18 protein-coding genes and 3 tRNA genes are annotated in these 19314 nt (G+C 66.9%); 10 read left to right on the top strand and 11 right to left on the bottom strand.

Going from position 1 to position 19314, the window contains the following annotated elements; genetic code table 11:
• Window position 1: 1 nt before the first annotated feature.
• The 3 genes from DSM104440_RS06555 to DSM104440_RS06565 all read left to right on the top strand — a co-directional run bounded on the left by DSM104440_RS06555 (window position 2) and on the right by DSM104440_RS06565 (window position 284).
• Window positions 2-78: transfer RNA gene (locus DSM104440_RS06555), tRNA-Pro, on the top strand.
• A 26-nt stretch (window positions 79-104) separates the two neighbouring features.
• A tRNA-Arg gene (locus DSM104440_RS06560) sits at window positions 105-181 on the top strand.
• A 28-nt stretch (window positions 182-209) separates the two neighbouring features.
• Window positions 210-284: transfer RNA gene (locus tag DSM104440_RS06565), tRNA-His, on the top strand.
• Between the two features lie 40 nt (window positions 285-324).
• Here the strand turns inward: DSM104440_RS06565 and smpB are convergent.
• Entirely contained in the window at window positions 325-771 is a 447-nt protein-coding gene (gene smpB / locus DSM104440_RS06570) for an SsrA-binding protein SmpB (protein WP_171161235.1), read from the bottom strand.
• A gap of 14 nt (window positions 772-785) precedes the next feature.
• On the opposite strand from smpB, the gene DSM104440_RS06575 reads away from it, so the two are divergent.
• Window positions 786-1217: a type II toxin-antitoxin system RatA family toxin gene (locus tag DSM104440_RS06575; RefSeq protein WP_171161236.1), complete on the top strand. Its 432-nt coding sequence runs from the start codon at window positions 786-788 to the stop codon at window positions 1215-1217.
• Window positions 1214-1510: an RnfH family protein gene (locus DSM104440_RS06580; protein ID WP_171161237.1), complete on the top strand. Its 297-nt coding sequence runs from the start codon at window positions 1214-1216 to the stop codon at window positions 1508-1510. The genes DSM104440_RS06575 and DSM104440_RS06580 overlap by 4 nt, the downstream gene beginning before the upstream one ends.
• On the opposite strand, the gene DSM104440_RS06585 is transcribed toward DSM104440_RS06580, so the two are convergent.
• From DSM104440_RS06585 to DSM104440_RS06600, 4 genes are read right to left on the bottom strand one after another with little or no spacing between them, the layout of a single operon-like run.
• Entirely contained in the window at window positions 1476-3077 is a 1602-nt protein-coding gene (locus DSM104440_RS06585) for a hypothetical protein (protein ID WP_171161238.1), read from the bottom strand. The genes DSM104440_RS06580 and DSM104440_RS06585 overlap by 35 nt on opposite strands.
• 4 nt (window positions 3078-3081) lie before the next feature.
• The gene (locus DSM104440_RS06590) at window positions 3082-5352 is read right to left on the bottom strand and encodes a type IV pilus assembly protein FimV (protein WP_171161239.1); all 2271 of its coding nucleotides are present in this window, start codon (window positions 5350-5352) and stop codon (window positions 3082-3084) included.
• Between the two features lie 37 nt (window positions 5353-5389).
• Complete coding sequence (locus DSM104440_RS06595; protein WP_171161240.1) at window positions 5390-5851, bottom strand: DUF4124 domain-containing protein; 462 nt, start codon at window positions 5849-5851, stop codon at window positions 5390-5392.
• Window positions 5852-5871: 20 nt separating this feature from the next.
• Window positions 5872-6231, bottom strand: coding sequence for a hypothetical protein (locus DSM104440_RS06600; protein WP_171161241.1), 360 nt, complete (start codon window positions 6229-6231; stop codon window positions 5872-5874).
• Between the two features lie 131 nt (window positions 6232-6362).
• Between DSM104440_RS06600 and guaB the strand changes: the two genes are divergently transcribed.
• From guaB to DSM104440_RS06615, 3 genes are read left to right on the top strand one after another with little or no spacing between them, the layout of a single operon-like run.
• Window positions 6363-7823, top strand: a complete 1461-nt coding sequence (gene guaB, locus DSM104440_RS06605) for an IMP dehydrogenase (RefSeq protein ID WP_171161242.1) — start codon at window positions 6363-6365, stop codon at window positions 7821-7823.
• Complete coding sequence (gene guaA / locus DSM104440_RS06610; RefSeq protein ID WP_212758243.1) at window positions 7824-9404, top strand: glutamine-hydrolyzing GMP synthase; 1581 nt, start codon at window positions 7824-7826, stop codon at window positions 9402-9404. It abuts the gene before it with no gap.
• Window positions 9404-10576 carry a DUF4861 family protein gene (locus tag DSM104440_RS06615; protein WP_171161244.1) on the top strand — a complete coding sequence of 391 codons (1173 nt, stop codon included), beginning with the start codon at window positions 9404-9406 and terminating at the stop codon, window positions 10574-10576. The genes guaA and DSM104440_RS06615 overlap by 1 nt, the downstream gene beginning before the upstream one ends.
• Here the strand turns inward: DSM104440_RS06615 and DSM104440_RS06620 are convergent.
• Both DSM104440_RS06620 and DSM104440_RS06625 read right to left on the bottom strand, forming a co-directional pair.
• Window positions 10573-11391, bottom strand: coding sequence for an amidohydrolase family protein (locus tag DSM104440_RS06620; protein ID WP_171161245.1), 819 nt, complete (start codon window positions 11389-11391; stop codon window positions 10573-10575). The two genes, DSM104440_RS06615 and DSM104440_RS06620, sit on opposite strands and share 4 nt — an antisense overlap.
• Window positions 11392-11398: 7 nt before the next feature.
• Window positions 11399-12361 (bottom strand): Bug family tripartite tricarboxylate transporter substrate binding protein, encoded by a 963-nt coding sequence (locus DSM104440_RS06625; RefSeq protein ID WP_171161246.1) that lies wholly within the window; start codon window positions 12359-12361, stop codon window positions 11399-11401.
• 79 nt (window positions 12362-12440) lie between these two features.
• On the opposite strand from DSM104440_RS06625, the gene DSM104440_RS06630 reads away from it, so the two are divergent.
• A complete protein-coding gene (locus tag DSM104440_RS06630) occupies window positions 12441-12794 on the top strand; it encodes an arsenate reductase (protein WP_171161247.1) in 354 nt (117 codons plus the stop codon).
• On the opposite strand, the gene DSM104440_RS06635 is transcribed toward DSM104440_RS06630, so the two are convergent.
• Complete coding sequence (locus DSM104440_RS06635; protein WP_171161248.1) at window positions 12791-14005, bottom strand: EAL domain-containing response regulator; 1215 nt, start codon at window positions 14003-14005, stop codon at window positions 12791-12793. The genes DSM104440_RS06630 and DSM104440_RS06635 overlap by 4 nt on opposite strands.
• Entirely contained in the window at window positions 14002-16305 is a 2304-nt protein-coding gene (locus tag DSM104440_RS06640; RefSeq protein ID WP_212758244.1) for an ATP-binding protein, read from the bottom strand. Before DSM104440_RS06640 ends, DSM104440_RS06635 begins: the two co-directional genes overlap by 4 nt.
• A gap of 186 nt (window positions 16306-16491) precedes the next feature.
• On the opposite strand from DSM104440_RS06640, the gene DSM104440_RS06645 reads away from it, so the two are divergent.
• On the top strand, window positions 16492-16641 hold the full coding sequence (locus DSM104440_RS06645) for a hypothetical protein (protein WP_171161250.1): 150 nt from the start codon (window positions 16492-16494) through the stop codon (window positions 16639-16641).
• A 16-nt stretch (window positions 16642-16657) separates the two neighbouring features.
• Here DSM104440_RS06645 and DSM104440_RS06650 read toward each other — a convergent pair whose 3' ends face one another.
• The gene (locus DSM104440_RS06650; protein ID WP_171161251.1) at window positions 16658-17533 is read right to left on the bottom strand and encodes a LuxR C-terminal-related transcriptional regulator; all 876 of its coding nucleotides are present in this window, start codon (window positions 17531-17533) and stop codon (window positions 16658-16660) included.
• Between the two features lie 35 nt (window positions 17534-17568).
• Window positions 17569-19308, bottom strand: a complete 1740-nt coding sequence (locus DSM104440_RS06655) for an HD domain-containing phosphohydrolase (protein WP_171161252.1) — start codon at window positions 19306-19308, stop codon at window positions 17569-17571.
• Window positions 19309-19314 lie beyond the last annotated feature (6 nt).

Consider the following 19314-nt stretch of genomic DNA (forward strand, 5'->3'; position numbering starts at 1 on the left):
TCGGGGTGTAGCGCAGTCTGGTAGCGCACTTGCTTTGGGAGCAAGATGTCGGAGGTTCGAATCCTCTCACCCCGACCACTGTTCTCGCATCAAGGATTCAGAACGCGCCCGTAGCTCATCCGGATAGAGCACCGGCCTTCTAAGCCGGGGGTAACAGGTTCGAATCCTGTCGGGCGCGCCAGTATTGCCCGGCATTCAGATTTTCAATGGTGGCTGTAGCTCAGCGGTAGAGTCCCGGATTGTGATTCCGGTTGTCGTGGGTTCGAACCCCATCAGCCACCCCACCTGCACAACGAAAGCCCGCGAAAGCGGGCTTTTCCTTTTCTACGCCTTGCTGCGCATGAGGCGCTGCTGTTCGCGCTTCCAGTCGCGCTCTTTTTCCGTCTCGCGCTTGTCGTGCTGCTTCTTGCCCTTGGCGAGCCCGATGGCGAGTTTCACCCGGCCGTTCACGAAGTGGAGGTCGATCGGAACGAGCGTGTAGCCGCGTTGCTCCACCTTGCCGATGAGCTTGCGGATCTCCTCGGCGTGCATCAGGAGCTTCCTCGAGCGGGTCGGGTCCGGGTTGACGTGGGTCGAGGCCGTGGGCAGGGCGCTGATGTGCATCCCGATCACGAAGGGCTCCTCGCGATTGAGCACGACATAGGCTTCCTTGAGGTTCACGCGGCCGGCGCGGATCGCCTTCACCTCCCAGCCCTCGAGCACCAGCCCGGCCTCGAAACGCTCCTCGACGAAGTAGTCGTGGAACGCTTTCCTGTTTTCGACAATACTCATGCGGCGATTTTCTCATGCCTACCGTCCGCAAGTCCGTCATTGTTGCCCGGCCCGCCGAGGCGCTTTTCGCCCTCGTGGACGACGTCGAGCAATATCCGAGCTTCCTGCCCTGGTGCAGCGGGGCGACGCTCATCGAGCGCACGCCGACGATCACCCAGGGGCGCATCGAGATCGACTACCACGGCCTGAAGAGCCACGTGGCCACGATCAACCGCAAGGAGCCTCCGGAATGGATGCACCTCGACTTCACCGAGGGCCCGTTCGAGCGCTTCCACGGCCACTGGCATTTCACGCCGCTGGGGGCTGACGGCTGCCGGGTGGAGTTCGCGCTCGACTACGCGTTCGACAGCAAGGCGATCGAGCTGGTCCTCGGGCCTGTGTTCGGGCACATCGCCGAGACGCTCGTCGACCGGTTCGTGGCACGCGCCGAAGCGCAGAACCCATGAAGGTTTCCATCGCGATCGCGCTGCCGCGGCGCCAGGAAGTGATCGAACTCGATCTTCCGGCGGGCAGCACGGTGGCCGACGCGGTGTCCGCGGCCAACGTCGCGCAGCGTTACCCCGAGGTCGAGGCCGCAAAGTGGCGAACGGGGATCTGGTCGGTGGAGCGCAGCGGAGCGACGGTGCTGCGCGAGGGCGATCGCGTCGAGCTCTATCGGGAGCTGCAGGCGGACGCGAAGCAGATGCGGCGCGAGCGCGTGAAGGTCAAGCGCGCGACACGATCTCGAAGCGGATCTTGATCCAGTCCGCACCCTTGCGCACGATGTGATTGAGCTTCAGGCGGAACATCCCGCCGGCCGTGTAGAGCGTGAACGTCTTGTCGGCCGAGAAATCCTGTGTGCGGATGATCATCGAATCCTGCTTGCCGTTCTGGTCGAGTCCCGGCAGGTAGATCGCCTCCACGCTTCCGGTGCCGTCGGCCTCCTGGAGCTCGACGGGCATGCTCTTGTACGCAAGCACCTCCACGCCCAGCAGCATCTCGCCGCGCACGCGGTTGGGAAGCTTGCGAACCACGTGACCCAGGATCCAGCCACCCGTCTCGTGGTTCTGCAGCGCGAGCAGGCCGTTGAGCAACACGTTGTCGCTCGTCGCGCGATCGACCAGCAGGCCGAAGCCGTTGGAGCTGAGGTCGAGCACGCGCCACCGGCTGAGCTCGGGATCGTCGGCGGGCGCTTCGGGCGCCGGCGCGTTGGGGACGAGCGAAAGGCCTTCGGCCGAGAGCTCGATCGTGTCGCTCGCGGAGGCCGGTGCGGGCGTGACGGCTCCCGATTCGGGGCCATCGGCCACATTCAGCTCGCGAGACTTGCGCATCACGAGCTCCACGCCGATCGCGACATCGACCTCGCGGTCCTCGAAATGCGTCCGTTCCTCGACGCGGTTCTCGCTGCCCGCGAGGATCGAGTGGTAGAGCTTTTCGATCATCGCGAGCAACGCGACGTGCTCCTCGACCGGGAACACCGCGCCCGCGCCATAGCCTGCGTAGAGCTTGCCCTGCCGCAAGCCCGCCTGGACTTCCTCGATCTGCGCGCGCAACCCGTCGGCGCGCACATAGCGCATCGATTCGCCGTGGCTGTCGCGCCGCATGATGTGCAAGCCTGAATCCGAGGCGAGATCGACGTAGAAGAGGTGCTTGCGCGACGAGTACTCGGATTCGAGCGCGTAATCGCTGCACCACGACGAGAACCAGCCGTCGGCGATCTCGATCTGGACCTTCGAGAGGTTGCCGGAGTTGAGCGCGTCGAGCAGGAGCGTGCGCAGGTAGAGCGCTTGCGCGGAGGGTCGGAACGCGGGCTGCGACGGATGGAGCACCACCGGAACCTGCGAGAAGCCGTCGGACTCCGCGAGCGAGTAGAGCGCGTGCAGCTGCCGCCACGGCGTCGAACGTCCGGGCTCGGCGAGGAAGTAGCCCCACTTCACGTAACTGTGGATCGCATGCAGCGCGAGACTCGTGACGCGGAACATCACCTCGAGGGCTTCCTTGGAATCGGCCCACTGGCTGCGCGTGCGCAGGTACCGCTGCAATCCGTTGGCCGATTCGAGGCAGATGCGCTGCACGTTCAGCGCGAAGTCGCGATCTCCCTCGGCCGACTCCGGTGACTGGTGCAGGAATTCGAGCTGGTCATAGTTGAGCAGTGCCTGGAAGTGCTCCTCGACCTGCATGAACTGGCGCAGGCGCTCGAGCGTGAAATCGCCGCCCTCCTTGCCGAACTCGCGCATCGCCGCGAGAAACAGCGCGCGCGAAGGCGCGTCGCGCACCGTCTTCTGCTGGAGGACGCGGTCGACGTCGAGGGGGTAGCCGGTGCTCATGCGCTCAGGCCACCGTGAACATCTCGACGCGGCGCAGGGCCGGCATCGGGTTGGGGAGCAGATCCTGGTCGGAGAGGCCGGCTCCGTTCAGCAGTCCGCGGCGCAATTCGTTGGCCAGGACTTCATTCTCGAAGTCCATCGGCGCGGCGAGCCAGTTCTCGGCGATCGGGTCGTAGCTCGACGGCGCCGGCGGCTTGCCGGCTTCGAACTTGATGGTCTCGATGCCGGCGGTGACGTCGCGATACAACGCGTTGGCCGGGTCGATCTCGCGCCCGAAGAACTGCACCTTGCGCCAGTTCTCGGACTTGCCGTGCGGCTCCTTGAAGCGAACGGCCAGGTTTGCGAATTCTTCCGTCTGGCGTTCGAGGCGGTAGATCTCGAAAAGAGCGAGCCACGGTTTCGCCTGGGCCGGACTCTCCTCGGTGACGAACTGCAGGAGCTCGATGGCGCGCGGGATGACGCCCTGCTCGTAGAAGAGGCGCGCGGCTTTCACGACGGAATCGGGGTCGTCGAGCAGGATGGTGCCGTTCACGATCTCCGGGAAGCGCTCCTCGATGTAGCGGCGGCGCAGGGCCCTGGGATCGCCGACATTCACCTGCGTCGTCAGCTCCGCATCGGAATCGATCTCGCGACGCACAGGCGCGGCGACGTCGATGGGTGCCGAGTCGTCGAGTTCGAAGTCGGGTTCGTCGGGCAGCGGCAGGTCGGCCGACGGCGGGCCGTCCTCGTACTCCTCCTCGAAGTATTCCTCCTGTTGCCGGCGAGCGATGAGCCACCAGGCGAGGAGGACGGCGAGCACGACGAGGGCCGCGACGACGATCCACAGCCATGTGGGCAAACCATCGCTCGACGCCGGGACATTGCCGCGCACGGGTGCCGGCGTTTCGACCTTGGGTGCTGGCGGTTCGGGCGGACGCGCCTCGACCTTCGGCGGTTCGACTTTCGCCGGTTCGACCTTCGGTGCTTCAACCTTCGGAGGCTCGGGCTTCGGAGGCTCTGCTTTCGGCGGCTCGACTTTCGGAGCTTCAACCTTCGCGGGTTCGGGCTTGCTCGGTGGCGGCGTCGGTTCGACCTTCGCCGCGACCTTGGGTGGCGCGGTTTCGACAGCGGCCGCACGTGCCTGCGTGGCGCTCAGCGTCGAAAGCTTGAGCTGCAGCTCGGCCACGCGGCCTTCGAGGCGCTGCACGCTGTCGCGCAACGCGAGGAAGGCGGCGACCTGGTCATCGGAATCGAGAACGCGCTGGCGCTCGCGCATCCGGGCGCGCTCGGCGTCATCGATGGTGCGCGAGCGGGAAAGATCCACCGGGCTCGACGAAAGCTTCAGGACGAACGCCGGACCCGGGGGGCTCTCCGCGAGACGCGGCCGCGGCGTCGTGGATTTTGCGGGCGCTACAGGCGCGGGTGCTTCGGGAGCGGGCTTGGCGGCGGCCACCTTCGGACGTTCCGCAGGCGGAGTGGCTCGTTGTGCCGGCGCGGGCTTGGGTGGTGCTTCGGCGAGTTGTGGCTTGCGGGGTGCACGTGGTGTTGCCGCGGGCGCTGCGGGTGCGGCTGCGACGGCAGGCTCGCGCGGCGTGAGGGCTCGTCCTTGCGCGAACGTGCGCAGGTCGGGCAGCGCGAGGGTCGTGCCCGCGGGAAGTGGTTCGCGAGGCGCGATCGATCCCAACGAAGGATTCGCTTCGCGCAAGGCTTCGACGTAGAGGCGCCGCGCGTCCTGCTGGCGCGGGAAGATGAGGCCGGCGATGGAGTCGAGCGAGTCGCCCGGCTGCACCGGGAAGCCGCCGCGTGCAAGCGGCGTGGCAGGAGCCGTCGGCGCGGCCGCAGGCGCGGTTTGCGCACTCGCCGTGGGTGCCGGCACGAGCGCGGGCGCAACCGGTGCGAGCGGTGGTAGTGCCGCGAACAGCGCCGAGTACTCGCGATAGGCGAAGGTCGTCTCGCCCGGGCAACGCAGCACGACCCGCAGCCGCGCGGCGGGATTGCCGACGGCTTCATTGCTGCGCACGTGCAGGTGAAGGCGGGTGCCGCGCGTTTCGAACCCGACCTTCGCGCCGGTCACGTACGGGCCGGTGTCGGGACTTCCGCGGGAGAGGAACACGCAGGACGGTTCGATGCGCTCGCCGCCTGCGGCATCGATGGCGATGGTTGCAACGAGGGGTTCACCCGGCCGCGAGAGCACTTCGATGTCGCCGAGCGTCGCGGCCCCGACGCACAACGGCGCGATGGCCCCTGCGACGGTTCCAGCGAGGAACCGGGAGAGTGCGCGCGCCGTGGCGGTCATTGTTGTAGTTTCCCGGCCCGCTACCGGGGAGCGGAAATCACGATGTCTTGCAGGCCTCGTTCATCTCGCGCTGGCTGCGTGCGCGCTCCTTCTCGATCTCTTCGTCGCTGAGATAGTCGCGCTCGCCCTTGTCGTTGTACTTGTGGATGCGACCGCCGTCGGCGTAGGTCGCGTAGGCGGCCTTCGCTCGCGAGCAGGCCTCCGCGCGGCCTTCGGCATCCTTCGCGGCGTCGTCGGCCTTCTTGGCCGAATCGCTGCGCGCCTTGCGGGCGGCCTCGGCTTCCTTGTCGCGCTCGACGGCCGTCTTCGCGCCGGCCGATGCGGGCGCGGGAGTCGTGGTCGTGGCGCCGCTGCCGACGCTCAGCGACTTGCTTTCCTGGCCCGGGGGCGGCGTGTCGGAGTAGTGGGTCTTGCCGTCCTTGTCGGTCCACTTGTAGAGCTGGGCCGCGACGGGCATGGCCATGGTGATGGCGATGGCAGCGTAGATCAGGCGCTTCATGTCGATCTCCTCGAACGTACCTATTTGACGGCGGGGTAGGCGAGTTGCTCCATCCCCAATTGTGCGAGCTCGCTGGCGCGCTTTGCATGCGTGCGCGTCGCGTTGTTGTCTTTCGCGGCTGCAGCCTGGCGCGCGAGCACCAACGACTCCCAGGCCTTCGACCACAGCGCGCGTTTTGCGCGCGCTCGCTGGATATCCGTTTCCGCCTGCGCGAGGAAGGCGCGAGCCTCCTGCTCGAGCGCGGCGTCGTCGATTTTCGGCGCGGGCGCGGGTGCCACGACGACCGGCGGCGCGACCGGCGCGCTCGTCTCCGGCATGGCACACGCGGCGACCATCAAGCCCCACCAGACGACGCCGTAAACCTTAGAACTTTCAAGCATTTAGGTAACCTTAACGAGATTCGACTCGAACGTCAATGAAACGCGGCACAGGGCGGCCGCGTGGACCGCTCGGTTGTTCGGGGCAGGGGCCATCGGTATAATTCGTTTTTGTGTCGAGGGTTTGGTTCCAGATGCGCGTCATCCAGAAAGCGCTCACGTTCGACGACGTCCTTCTCGTCCCCGCTCACTCGACCGTCCTGCCCCGCGAAGTCCGCCTCACCTCCCAGCTCACCCGGTCGATCCAGCTCAACATCCCGCTGCTCTCCGCCGCCATGGATACGGTGACGGAATCGCGCCTCGCGATCGCGCTCGCGCAGGAAGGCGGCATCGGCATCGTCCACAAGAACATGTCCGCCGCGGCCCAGGCCGCCGAAGTCGCGAAGGTGAAGCGCTTCGAAAGCGGCGTGGTGAAGGATCCGGTCACGATCAACCCGGGCATGTCGGTCCGCGAGGTGCTCGAACTCACCCGGCGCCACCGGATCTCCGGCCTGCCCGTGCTCGAAGGCAAGCGCGTGGTCGGCATCGTCACCAACCGCGACCTCCGGTTCGAGACCAACCTCGACCAGCCCGTGAAGAACATCATGACGCCGCGCGACAAGCTCGTGACGGTGAAGGAGGGCGCGAGCACGGATGACGCCCGCGAGCTCATGCACAAGCACCGCCTCGAGCGCGTGCTGGTGATCAACGGCGACTGGGAGCTGCGCGGCCTCATGACCGTGAAGGACATCCTCAAGTCGTCGGAGCACCCCTACGCCAGCAAGGACCAGTTCGGCCGCTTGCGGGTGGGTGCGGCGGTCGGCGTGGGCGAGGACACGGACGATCGCGTCGCGCGACTCGTGGAAGCCGGCGTCGATGTGATCGTCGTCGATACGGCGCACGGCCACGCGCAGGGCGTGCTCGATCGCGTCTCCTGGGTGAAGAAGAAATACGCCAACGTGCAGGTGATCGGCGGCAACGTCGCGACGAAGGACGGCGCCAAGGCGCTCGTGGACAACGGCGCCGATGGCGTAAAAGTCGGCATCGGACCCGGTTCGATCTGCACCACGCGCATCGTCGCGGGCGTCGGCGTTCCGCAGATTACCGCGATCCAGAATGTCGCTGAAGCGCTCAAGTCGGCGGGCATTCCCTGCATCGCCGACGGTGGCATCCGTTATTCGGGCGATGTGGCGAAGGCCGTCGCCGCGGGTGCGTCGAGCGTGATGCTCGGCAGCCTGTTCGCCGGCACCGAGGAAGCACCGGGCGAGATCGAGCTCTTCCAGGGCCGCTCGTACAAGTCGTATCGCGGCATGGGTTCGCTGGGCGCGATGCAGAAGGGCTCGAGCGATCGCTACTTCCAGGACGCCGAGATGAACGCCGACAAGCTCGTGCCCGAAGGCGTCGAAGGCCGCGTGCCCTACAAAGGCCCGGTCGTCGCGATCGTCCACCAGCTGATGGGCGGCCTGCGCGCGAGCATGGGCTATACCGGCTGCTCGACGATCGACGACATGCACAACCATGCGCAGTTCGTCGAGATCACCTCCGCGGGAATGCGCGAGTCGCACGTCCACGACGTGCAGATCACGAAGGAAGCCCCCAATTACAGAGTCGACTGAGTGATGGACCGGATTCTCATCCTCGACTTCGGCTCCCAGGTCACCCAGCTCATCGCGCGCCGTATCCGGGAAGCCGGGGTCTACTGCGAGCTGCATCCCAACGACGTCGGCGAAAAATTCATTCGCGAGTACGAACCGAAGGGAATCATCCTCTCGGGCAGCCACGCCTCCGCGATCGACGAAGACACGCTGAAGGCCGACCCGTACGTGTTCAAGGCCGGCGTTCCCGTGCTGGGCATCTGCTACGGCATGCAGACGATGGCCGCGCAGTTGGGCGGCGGCGTCGAGAACGGCAAGGTTCGCGAGTTCGGCTACGCCCAGGTGCGCGCGCACGGCCACTCGAAGCTCCTCGACGGGATCCAGGATCGCCAGGGCCCGAAAGGCGAGGGCTACCTCGACGTGTGGATGAGCCACGGCGACAAGGTCACGGCGCTGCCGCCGGGCTTCCAGCTCATGGCTTCCAACGACGCGTGCCCCATCGCGGGCATGTTCGATCCGGATCGCGAGTTCTACGCGGTGCAGTTCCATCCGGAAGTCACGCACACCAAGCAGGGCACGAAGATCTACAACCGCTTCGTGCACGACATCTGCGGCGCGGGATCGCAATGGAACATGCCCGAGTTCGTGCCGCAGGCGATCCAGCGCATTCGCGACCAGGTCGGCAAGGATGAAGTGATCCTGGGCCTCTCGGGCGGGGTCGATTCGGCCGTGGCCGCCGCACTCATCCACAGGGCGATCGGCGACCAGCTCACCTGCATCTTCGTGGACACGGGCCTGCTGCGCCTGAACGAAGGCGACCAGGTGATGGAGACCTTCGCGAAGCACATGGGCGTGAAGGTCGATCGCGTGAATGCGTCCGAGGATTTCTACCGCGAGCTGAAGGGTGTCGCGGATCCCGAGCAGAAGCGCAAGATCATCGGCCGGCTCTTCGTCGAGGAATTCCAGCGCGAGGCGAAGAAGCTGCCGAAGGCGAAGTGGCTCGCGCAGGGCACGATCTACCCGGACGTCATCGAGAGCGCCGGGGCGAAGACGGGCAAGGCGGTCACGATCAAGAGCCACCACAACGTGGGCGGCCTGCCCGAATCGCTGCACCTCAAGCTGCTCGAGCCGCTGCGCGAGCTGTTCAAAGACGAAGTGCGCTCGCTGGGCCTGGAGCTGGGCCTGCCGCGCGAGATGGTCTTCCGCCATCCGTTCCCGGGGCCGGGTCTGGGCGTGCGCATCCTCGGTGAAGTGAAGCCCGAGCACGCGGATCTTTTGCGCCGCGCCGATGCGATCTTCATCGACGAGCTGCGCAAGGCGAAGGATGCGGACGGAACGAGCTGGTACGACAAGGTCGCGCAGGCGTTCGCCGTGTTCCTTCCCGTGCGTTCTGTGGGCGTGATGGGCGATGGCCGCACCTACGATTACGTCGTCGCGCTGCGTGCCGTCCAGACCACGGACTTCATGACGGCGCATTGGGCGGAGCTGCCCTACGATCTGCTCGGCCGCGCCTCGAGCCGGATCATCAACGAGGTGCGCGGCATCAACCGCGTGACCTACGACATCTCGTCGAAGCCGCCCGCCACCATCGAGTGGGAGTAGTGCGAGTCCTGCGCGGCCTGGCCGCTTGCTGCGCCGTGCTCGCCGCGATCGGCCACGCCGCGGAGCTGAAGGTCACGGCGGTCAACCGCCTGCCGTTCGTACGCAGCGCGCAGACGATCGAGCTCACCGCAGCGCAACTCGCACCGCTTGGCGTGAAGGACCTCGCGACAGTCCACGTCCGCAATGCCGAGGGCCGCGAACTGCTCGTGCAGGCCGTGGACACCGACTTCGACGCTTATCGCAAACCCGACATCGTCATCTTCCAGGCCGATTTCCGCGCGAACGAGACGCTCGCCTTCACGGTGAGCGAGGGCGCGCGGCAGGTCTATGCGAAGGAACAGTTCAAGGCATTCGGCCGCTTCGTGCGCGAGCGCTTCGACGACTTCGCCTGGGAGAACGACCGCATCGCGCACCGCACCTACGGTCGCGCGCTGGAAACGTGGGATGGCGAACCGCTGGCGAGCAGCACCATCGATGTCTGGTCCAAGCGCACGCCGCGCATGGTCATCAACGACTGGTACCTCGCCGACCACTACCACCAGGACGCAGGCGAGGGCGCCGACTTCTACTCCGCCGGGTTGTCGCGCGGTTGCGGCGGCAACGGCCTCTGGGCCGCCGGGCGCCTTTGGACCTCGCGCAACTTCGTGGATTCGCGCGTGCTCGCGAGCGGCCCGATCCGCGTGATGTTCGAGCTGGAGTACGCGCCCTTCGAGGTCGATGGCGTGAGCGTGAGCGAGGTGAAGCGCGTCACGCTCGATGCAGGCTCGCAACTCGATCACTTCCGCAGCACGTACAAGACGTTCACGCGTCCGGGCAGGGAACGCGCGCTCACCACCGCGATCGGTTTGAAGAAGGTCGAGGGCGAGCAAGTCGAGTTCGACGCCGATCGCGGCTGGCTCCTCAAGTGGGAGAAGGTCGAGCAGGGCGCGGGCGAGCAGGGGCTGGCGATCGTCTCGGCGGCCGGGCCTCTCGGGCCGCGTGCCGACGACAAGCTCAATCACCTCGTGCTCGCGCCGGTTCCGGCGAGCGGCGCGGCGACCTACTGGGCGGGGTTCGCGTGGAATCGCGCGGGCCACGTGACCGATGCGGCCGCGTGGAAGAAATACGTGGACGAATTCGCGCAGGGGACGCGCTCGCCGATCGAGGTGAGCGTCTCGGCGGCTCCCCGCTAGAAGCCGTAGACGCGCGCGGGGTTGTCGACGAGGATCGCCTTGCGCGTCGCGTCGTCATCCGCCCATTCGAGCAGCAGGTCGAGCATCGCCGCGTTCGACGGATTCTCGGGCCGGTTGGGATGCGGCCAATTGCTCGCCCACAGGCAGCGTTCGGGATGCGTGCGGACCAACTCGCGCGCGAGCACGCCGACATCCTCGAAATGCGGCGGTCCTGATTTCGATGTTTCGTAGGGTGCGGCGAGCTTCACCGAGCAGCGTCCGCCATCGAGCAACCGCAGCAGGCACTTGAACGCCGGGTCCGTGGGCGGCACCGGCTCGAGGAACTTGCCGACGTGGTCGATCACCAGATCCACCGGCAGCGCCGCGAGCCGCTTCTCGTACTGCGGCAGGTCGCGTCCATCGAGTTGCAGCTGCACGTGCCAGCCGAACGGACGCACCTTCGCCGCGAGCGGCTCGAGCGCTTCCCACGGCAGCACGCCGCCCTTCAGCATGAAGAAGCGCACGCCGCGAACGCCGAGCTTCGTGAGGTGGTCGAGCTCCGCTTCGTCCACATCGACGGGAACCACGACGACACCGCGCGCTGCCGCGCCGATGGCGGCCATCGATTCGAGTACGCAGCCGTTGTCGAAGCCGTACACGCTCGTCTGCACCACGATGACCCGCGAGAGGCCGAGCTCGCGGTGCATCGCGAGGTAGTCCTCGAGCGGCCGGTGCGGCGGCTGGAAGAAAGCGGTGGGCGCGGTCTTGTAGCGGCGATCGAAGATGTGGATGTGCGTGTCGCACGCGCCCGGTGGCGCCGCGAGGCGAGGTTTCATTCGTGTCTCACTCGATCGTGACGCCCGATTCCTTCACGACCTTCCCCCACTTCGCGATCTCCTTCGAGACCAGCGCGCGGAACTCTTCCGGCGTCGAGCCTCCCGGTTCGGCGCCCAGCTTGAACCACGTGTCCTTGAGGTCCGCGTCGGCGAAGGCCTTCACCACGGCCTGCTGCAGCTTCTGCACGATGGCCGGAGGCGTGCCCGCGGGCACCCACAGCCCGTACCACGACGTGATCTCGAACCCGGCCATGCCGGACTCGATCGCCGTCGGGATTTCCGGGAAGGAAGGAGAACGTTTCGCCGAGGTCACCACGATCGGCCGCACCGTGCCACCGCGAATCTGGCCCGCCGCGCTCCCGAGCGCTTCGAAGATGTAGTCGATCTCGCCGGCGATCAGCGCCGCGGTCGCGGGCCCCGTGCCCTTGTACGGGACGTGCGTCGCCTTGAACCCCGCCGCAGAAGCGAACATCTCGCACGAGAGGTGGCGCGAGGTTCCATTGCCGGCCGAGCCGCAGTTGATCTTTCCGGGATTGGCCTTCGCGTAGGCGATCAACTCCGGAAGCGTCTTCGCGGGAACGCGATTCGCTGCGACCAGCACATCGGGGAAGATCGCGGCCGTGGTGACCGGCATCAGGTCCTTCTCGAGGTCATAGCTGAGAGTCTTGTAGGCAGCGGCCGCCACGGCGCCGTGCACCGAATAGAGCAGCACCGTGTAGCCATCCGGAGGCGACTTCGCCGCGACCGCGGCGCCGATCGTGCCGCCCGCGCCACCGCGATTGTCGATGACGACCTGCTGGCCGAGGATCGTCGAGAGCTTCGCCGCGAGCGGGCGCGCCACCGTATCGGTGCCGCCGCCGGGCGGGAAGGGCACGATCATCTTCACGGGTTTGTTGGGCCAGTCCTGCGCGAAGGAGGGCAGCGCGGCGAGCAAGGCGGCCGCGAGCACGCAACGGATGAGCGAAGTCATTTTTCCGGTCCGGGTTGAGAGCGAGCGGCCACCTTAGCATCGGCGAGTGCCTTTGCGGCGCGTGCGACAATCGAATCCGATGATCACGATCTACGGAATTCCGAACTGCGACACGATGAAGAAGGCGCGCGCCTGGCTCGAGGCGCGTGGCATCGAGTACGCGTTCCATGACTACAAGAAGGCGGGCGTCGATCGCGCGAAGCTCGAGGGCTGGGTGCGCGAGCACGGGTGGGAGACGGTGCTCAATCGCGCGGGTCCGACGTTTCGCAAGCTCGATGCCGATCTCACGAAGGACCTCGACGCGAGGAAGGCGGTGAGCCTGATGATCGCCAATCCCTCCGCGATCAAGCGGCCGGTCCTCGACCTGGGCAAGCGCACGCTGGTGAGCTTCAAGCCCGAGCAATACGCCGCGGCCCTCGCGAAGGACGCCTAGGCTTCCTCGGACCAGGACGCACCGGGCAACTGCTTCTGCTCGTGCGCCCAGGTCAGGAATTCGGCCGCGGGCATCGGTGCGGCGATGAAGTAGCCCTGGGCCTGCGGGCAGCCCATGCTGCGCAACAACTCCCAGGCTTCGCGATCTTCCACGCCTTCGGCAATCGTCGTGAGCCCGAGCTTGCGCGCAAGCTCCAGGCTCGACTCGACCATCGCGCGACTCGACGGCTCCCTCGCTGCATTCGTGACGAAGGTCTTGTCGATCTTGAGCTCCGTGAACGGCATGTTCACCAGGCGCTGCATCGACGAATAGCCCGTTCCATAGTCGTCGATCGCGAGGCCGAACCCGTACATGCGAAGGCGCGTGAGATTCTCGAGTGTTCGCCCGAGGTTGCGCGTGGCCGCGGTCTCGGTGATCTCGAATGTCACGTGGCGCGGCTCGATGCCCGCGGCCGCCACGAGCTCGGTGAGGCGATCAGCGAGGCGCCCGTCACCCAGGAGCGTCGACGAAATATTGATCGAGACCGACAAGTCCAGGTCGAGGTCGCGCCAGGTCCGGCAGTGCGCGGTGGCCGTGCAGACCATCAGGTTCGTGAGCGATTCCATGAAGCCGCGGGTCTCGACGACGGGAATGAAGGCTTCGGGCTGCACGCGGCCCTGGGTCGGGTGGTTCCAGCGCGCGAGGGCTTCGGCCCCGCGTATGCACCCGGTGGCGATGTCCACGCGGGGGAGGAAGTAGGGCTCGAATTCGCCGCGCTCCAGTCCCTGCGCGATCGCGACGGGCGTGAAGCGCGGAAGCGGCGCGCGGGCCGGCACTTCGGGCCGCGGCCGATGCAGGTCCAGGGCGGCCTGGAGCTTGCGCGCCGTGAGCGGCTTCGGGATGGCGGCGAGGAAGGTGACGCCGTACTCGCGGGCCATCGCCTCGACGCTCGCGAGCAGCGGCGATTGCATGGCGCTCAGCACGATGAGGGAGGCCGGGTGGCGCCGCTCGCCCATGTGGCGGATGAGCTGCATGCCATCCATGCCGGGCATGTCGAGGTCGCTCACGACGATGTCGATCTGGTCGCCCGCCTTCGCCAGTGTCCGCAGCCCCGCCGTGCCGTCGCTCGCCAGGTGGACCGACTCGGCGCCCAGTCCATCGAGCAGGCTGCCGATGAGCCAACGCTGGAACGCGTGGTCCTCGACGACAAGGAAGCGAAGGCCGTTGATCACGCCGACTCCCTTGAGGCGAGATGGGCCTGGAGCCGCACGAGCTCGCCCGCGAGCGGCTGCATCGCCGAGCGGATCGCGATCCAGTCGCGCGATTGGCCGGCGCGCTCGAGCGCGGCGCTCGCACCGGCGAGCGATTGCGCGCCGATCGACCGGCTCGCGCCGCAGATGCGATGGGCCGCGTGGATCACGCCGGGCAGGTCGTTTGCATCGATGGCCAGTTGCAGCATCTGGGTGTCGTGCACGGCATGCAGGCTGAATTGCATCAGCGCTTCGCGCGCGCGGCTCGTATCGTCGCCGAAGAGCTCGCGAATCGCGGTGCAGTCGACCGGCCCGGCGCTGGGGAGCCATCGCTCCAGGCTGGCACGCAGGGTGGCCAGCTCGATGGGCTTGGGCAGGTAGTCGTCCATGCCCGCGGCGATGCAACGATCCCGCTCACCCTGCATGACATTGGCGGTGCACGCGATGATCGGGAGGCGCGCAAGCCCGTCGCGCTGCTCGCGCGCGCGAATGTGGCGCGCCAGGTCATAGCCCGACATCTCGGGCATGTCGCAGTCCGTGAGGATCGCGGCGACCCGCCGCGTGTTCCATGCTCCGAGGGCTTCCAACCCGTCGCGTGCCGTCCGCACTGCGTAGCCCAGTGATTCCAGTTGCTTGGTGAGCACGAGCAGGTTGACGGGATGGTCGTCGACCACCAGCACGCGGGGATCGCCCCTGCTGTCCTCGGCGAGCCTCATCGCCACGGTGCGCGCGACGGCAGGCGTGGCTGGCCGCGCGCGCGCGATCTTCGGTACATGGACGACGGTTGCGCCTTCAGCGATCGGCAACTCGAGCGTGAGGCGCATGCGCGTGCCCGAGCCCGGCGCGCTTTCGAAGGCGAGGTCGCCATTCATCAGCGTGGCGAGGCGGCGGCAGATCGACAGGCCCAGGCCGGAGCCGCCGCTCTCGCGGCCGATCTGCTCGAAGGGACGGAAGAGGCGCCCGGCTTCCTCCGAGGAGATCCCGATGCCGGTGTCTTCGACGCTGATGCGCAGGAGGTCCGAAGTGGGACGGCGCTCGAGCACTTCCACGCGGATCGTGATCGTGCCCTCGCTAGTGAACTTGATCGCGTTGCTCACGAGGTTGTTGAGGACCTGGCCGAGCCGCAGCGGGTCGGCCAGGTGCGCGGGACGCAACTCCCGGTCCACGGCGCGTGCGAGCAGGAGTCCTTTCGCGCTCGCGTTCCCGGCATAGATGTCGTGCACGCGGTTCACGATCGCGACGAGCGAAGTCGGTTCGGGCCGAAGCGCGAGTTTGCCCGCCTCGATCTTCGACAGGTCGAGGATGTCGTCGACGATGTGCAGCAGCGCTTGCGACGAGTCGCGGATCACGCCGAGGGTCGAACGCTGGTCCGAGTCCAACCGGGTGAGCGCCAGGAGCTCGAGCATCCCCATGACGCCCGACATCGGCGTGCGGATCTCGTGGCTCATCGTCGCGAGGAACGCGCCCTTGGCCCGCTCGGCCTCGACCGCCGCTGCACGCGCGCGTTCGAGCGCCTCGTTCTTCTTGCGCAGCCGCCGGTAAAGGCGGCCGTTCTCCATGATGAGGAAGACAAGAAGGAGGCTCGCGGCGACCAGGCCGTAGAGGCGCCCGGCGTAGAACCCGACATCGAAGCGTCCGCCGTTGAGGATGGCCGAGAGCCCGATGTCGAAGACCCAGGCCCACATCACGACCATCAGCCAGAGGCCCAGGACGCTATGGGGCCGGGTCCACAGCGCGAACAAGGCGACGAATGCGAGCAGCCACACGGTCCCGACGACGAAGGGCATGAGCGGCGCGTAGCGATGGCCTTCCATGATGACCGGCAGCGCGTCGTGCCCGCCGGTGGCGAGCGCCACGAACACGAAGGCGGCCGCGAGGGTTGCCGTGATCGACTTCCCGCTGGCGCGCGGCACCGTGAACTGCCCGGGCAGGCGCGCATAGGCCAGGACGAACAGCGGAAAGGCCCCGTGCCAGGTCATGTAGAGCCACGCGGTCGTCTGGGGGCCACCGGGGAGGAGCCCGCCCGGCGCGAGCAGGCCCGGGAACGACAAGGTGTGGGCGAAGGCGATCGTAGCCGTGAAGAGGTAGCCGCACGCGAGCGCGAGGAGGGCGCGCGAGCGCGAGAATCGCAGTTGCGCGAAGAGCAACGCGGACGTGATGAGGACGGTGACGACCATCGCGGCCTGGTAGGCCGGGATGAATGCGGGATAGGGGTCGAGCTGCACTCGCGCGAACGGGGCCACGGCGATGAAAAACACCGCGGATCCGATGACCACTGCCATCGCGTGGCGCCGCTGCTCACGCGTCGCGGGCAGTGAAGTGAGGCCTTCCCCGCGTGTTTCCATATCCCTTGGGCAACGACGATCTTTCGACCGATCATCTGTTAATGATCATTGCCTTGTCAATTAACAAATGTTAATTATAGGGCGTGGCGCGGGAGGACCCGCGCAGCCATCAGGAGAACGCACATGGATCAGGCCAGGACGACGCGGATTTTGGACCGGACGACGATTGAAACGGGCGCCATCAGGGAGGCTCGCGAAGACGAGCTCAGGACGCTCGATGACTTCGAACTGCTGCTGGCAGGCGGTGGCGACGCGGGGCCGAACTGGCCCTAGTCGCGGCGGGGCTTCGCTAGCGCGAGGAAGCCTTTTCCTTCGAAGTTGTCTTCAGGGGCGGGGTTTCGCCCTTCGCGGCTACCGCGAAGGGCTTTTCGCCCATGGCTTCGAGCTGCTTGCGCGTCGAGCCCGCCTCGGTCCAAAGGGCGTTGGCGGCGATGCGTGCACGATCGTGATCGCGCGATGCCCTGTTGACGTGGAACAGGGCGCAAAGCGCGACATGCTTGGTGGGGTCGGATGCTTTGTCGGAAGCAAGGCGTGAGAGCGCCGTCAGGTCGCCGCCATCGATCGCCGTTGTCACTGCGCGCAACAAGTTGGTCTCTCGCGCGGACGGTGCTGGGCCCGCCTTGCGCCGGTCCTGGATCCGCGCGCTGACACGTTCGGCCGCCGCCGAGTAGCCGCCGATTCTCAGCAGGATCGCGAGCAGGACGGCATTCGTGGGGTCGGCCCTCGTGCGGTCGAGGTCCTCGTCGTAGGCGTGCTTGCCAAAAGCGAAGTCACCACGCAGCAGCGCGCGCCACAGGGCACGCGTTCGATCGCGGCGCTCTTCAAGTGCTGCGTCCATCGTCTTGCCGCGCATGCGCAGCCCGACTTCCCAGACCAGGCCGCACGGCCCGACGAAAACGCTCATCACGCCCAGGGCCCCGTAAAGGCCTTCTGCGATCGCGGCGTCGCCAAAGAGATCCCCGGACGCTTTCGCCTCCCGGGCAGGGGCCGCCTTCGCGAGGTCGCCACGGTTTCGGTTCACGAACCACACCGCGGCTTCGGAGCGATTGGCCACGCCGAGCTTGCGGTAGAGCTGGTGAAGGTAGACGCGCATGGTGCCGTCCCGGAAGCCAAGCGTCTCGGCCATGCGCCGGCTCGTCGCCCCGTCGGCGAGAAGCTCGAGCATTTGCTGCTCCCTGGCTCCGATTTCCCGGTCTTCCATCAGACGAGTCCGCGATCTTCCATGAGCGAAACCACCAAGCTTCGAAAGTCTTCCATCCCCGAGGACGATGACGGGTCGATACCCTGCACCTCGAGCTCCCGGCGAACAAATGTATCAAATTCCGGGACGAGCTCCGGATCAAATTGCGTTTCCGACCCGCGCTCGAGCTCCGCCAGGGCCTCGCCCATCGTCATGGGCGCACGGCCACCGATACCCGAGACCATCGCGTCGTAGCTGTCGGCGATGGCGCAGATGCGAGCCGCCAGCGGGATCGACCGGCCGCTCACGCGTTCCGGGTAGCCGCTGCCATCCCACCAGGCATGATGAAACCGCGCAACGTCGCTGGCGAGCAGGAGCTGGCGGTGATTGTCGCCGCGAAGCATCTCCACGCCGGCGGTAACGTGACGGCGAACGATTTCGGTTTCGGCCGGATTGAGTGTTCCCTTCTTCGCGAGGATGGCCGCGGGGACCGCGACCATTCCGATGTCGTGCAGCTCGCACGCCACGCCGACCTCCAGGGCTTCAAGAGGCCCCTGGCCCAACGCGAGTGCGAAGCCCTTGGCGAGGGCACCAACGCGCACGCCGTGCCAGCCGCTTGCGTCCATGCGTAGCGCCGCGCCCACGGCCAGGCGTTGCAGCGTTGCGAGATTCTCGGGAGCCCCGGGAGGCGCAAGGCGGTCGGCGAGCCGGGCGCGCGCGAGTTCGCTGCGTACGGTGTCGGCACCACTCGTGGAATCGATGCCGTAGAGGGCGAGGTGGTCGCGGATCCGCTGGACGCCCGAACGGTAGACGTGCTCCGACAGTTCGTCGAGGCGCATGAGCGCGCGTGAAACGTTTCCGCTCGCTTCGTCCGCCCGGATCATGCACGCGAGCGTGTCGTGCAACGCCGCGGGCACCTTGCGTGAGGCATCGAGTGCCCGCTCGAGCCTCGTGAGGGCGACATCGACGCGGCCGGTTGCGAGCTCCACGCTGGCGCGGGTCGTATCAGCGGCGATCGTCGACCGCGGCGAAGGATGTTCGCGAGCCTCTTCCATGGCCTTCAGCGAATGGACGTCGGCCGCTTCGAGGCGCTCCGCGGCGATTAGCAGGCGCACAAGGTTGCGGCGCAGGAGGATCGCGGTGTACGGATCGCTTTTCTGAAATTCCGGCGTCATCTCGCGCAGGGCGCGCTCCGCGTAACGCAGCCCGCGCTCGACATCCCCGAGATGGAACAGGCAGTCCGCGAGATTCAGGCACGCGGTGTAGCGCGGATACACGGGGCCGGGATTGGAATCGACCAGCTCGAGCGATCGCTGATAGCACTTCGCCGCCAGTGCGTAGTTTCCGGCCGCGGTGATTCCCACTCCGATATTTCCCCAGTCCTGGCTCATCTCGAACCGGGCGCCCGACTGCGCCGACAGGCGCAATGCCTGCGCGTGATACTCGATCGCGCCGACGAGATCCGCGCTGTCGCCAAGCAGCAGTCCGCAGAGCATTGCTGCGCGCCGAGTCTGGATGCGGTCGTCGAGAAGCGTGCATTGGGCGAGGACCGCTTGCGCGAGCGCCAGCGCCTCGCGCGAGCGACCGCAGGAGTAGAGCGTGCGGCCGATGCCGACCGCCGCGTCCACGAGATCTTTCGTCTCCGCCGCTGCAATGGGCGTGCGCAGGGCGTCGACTGCCTGCGAAAGCAGCGACGCAACCTGTCCTCGACCCTTCGTCGGAAGGATCGGGGCGAGTGCTTTGAGGCTTTCGGCAATCACGATGGG

The sequence above is a fragment of the Usitatibacter palustris genome (assembly GCF_013003985.1).
Taxonomy (GTDB): domain Bacteria; phylum Pseudomonadota; class Gammaproteobacteria; order Burkholderiales; family Usitatibacteraceae; genus Usitatibacter; species Usitatibacter palustris.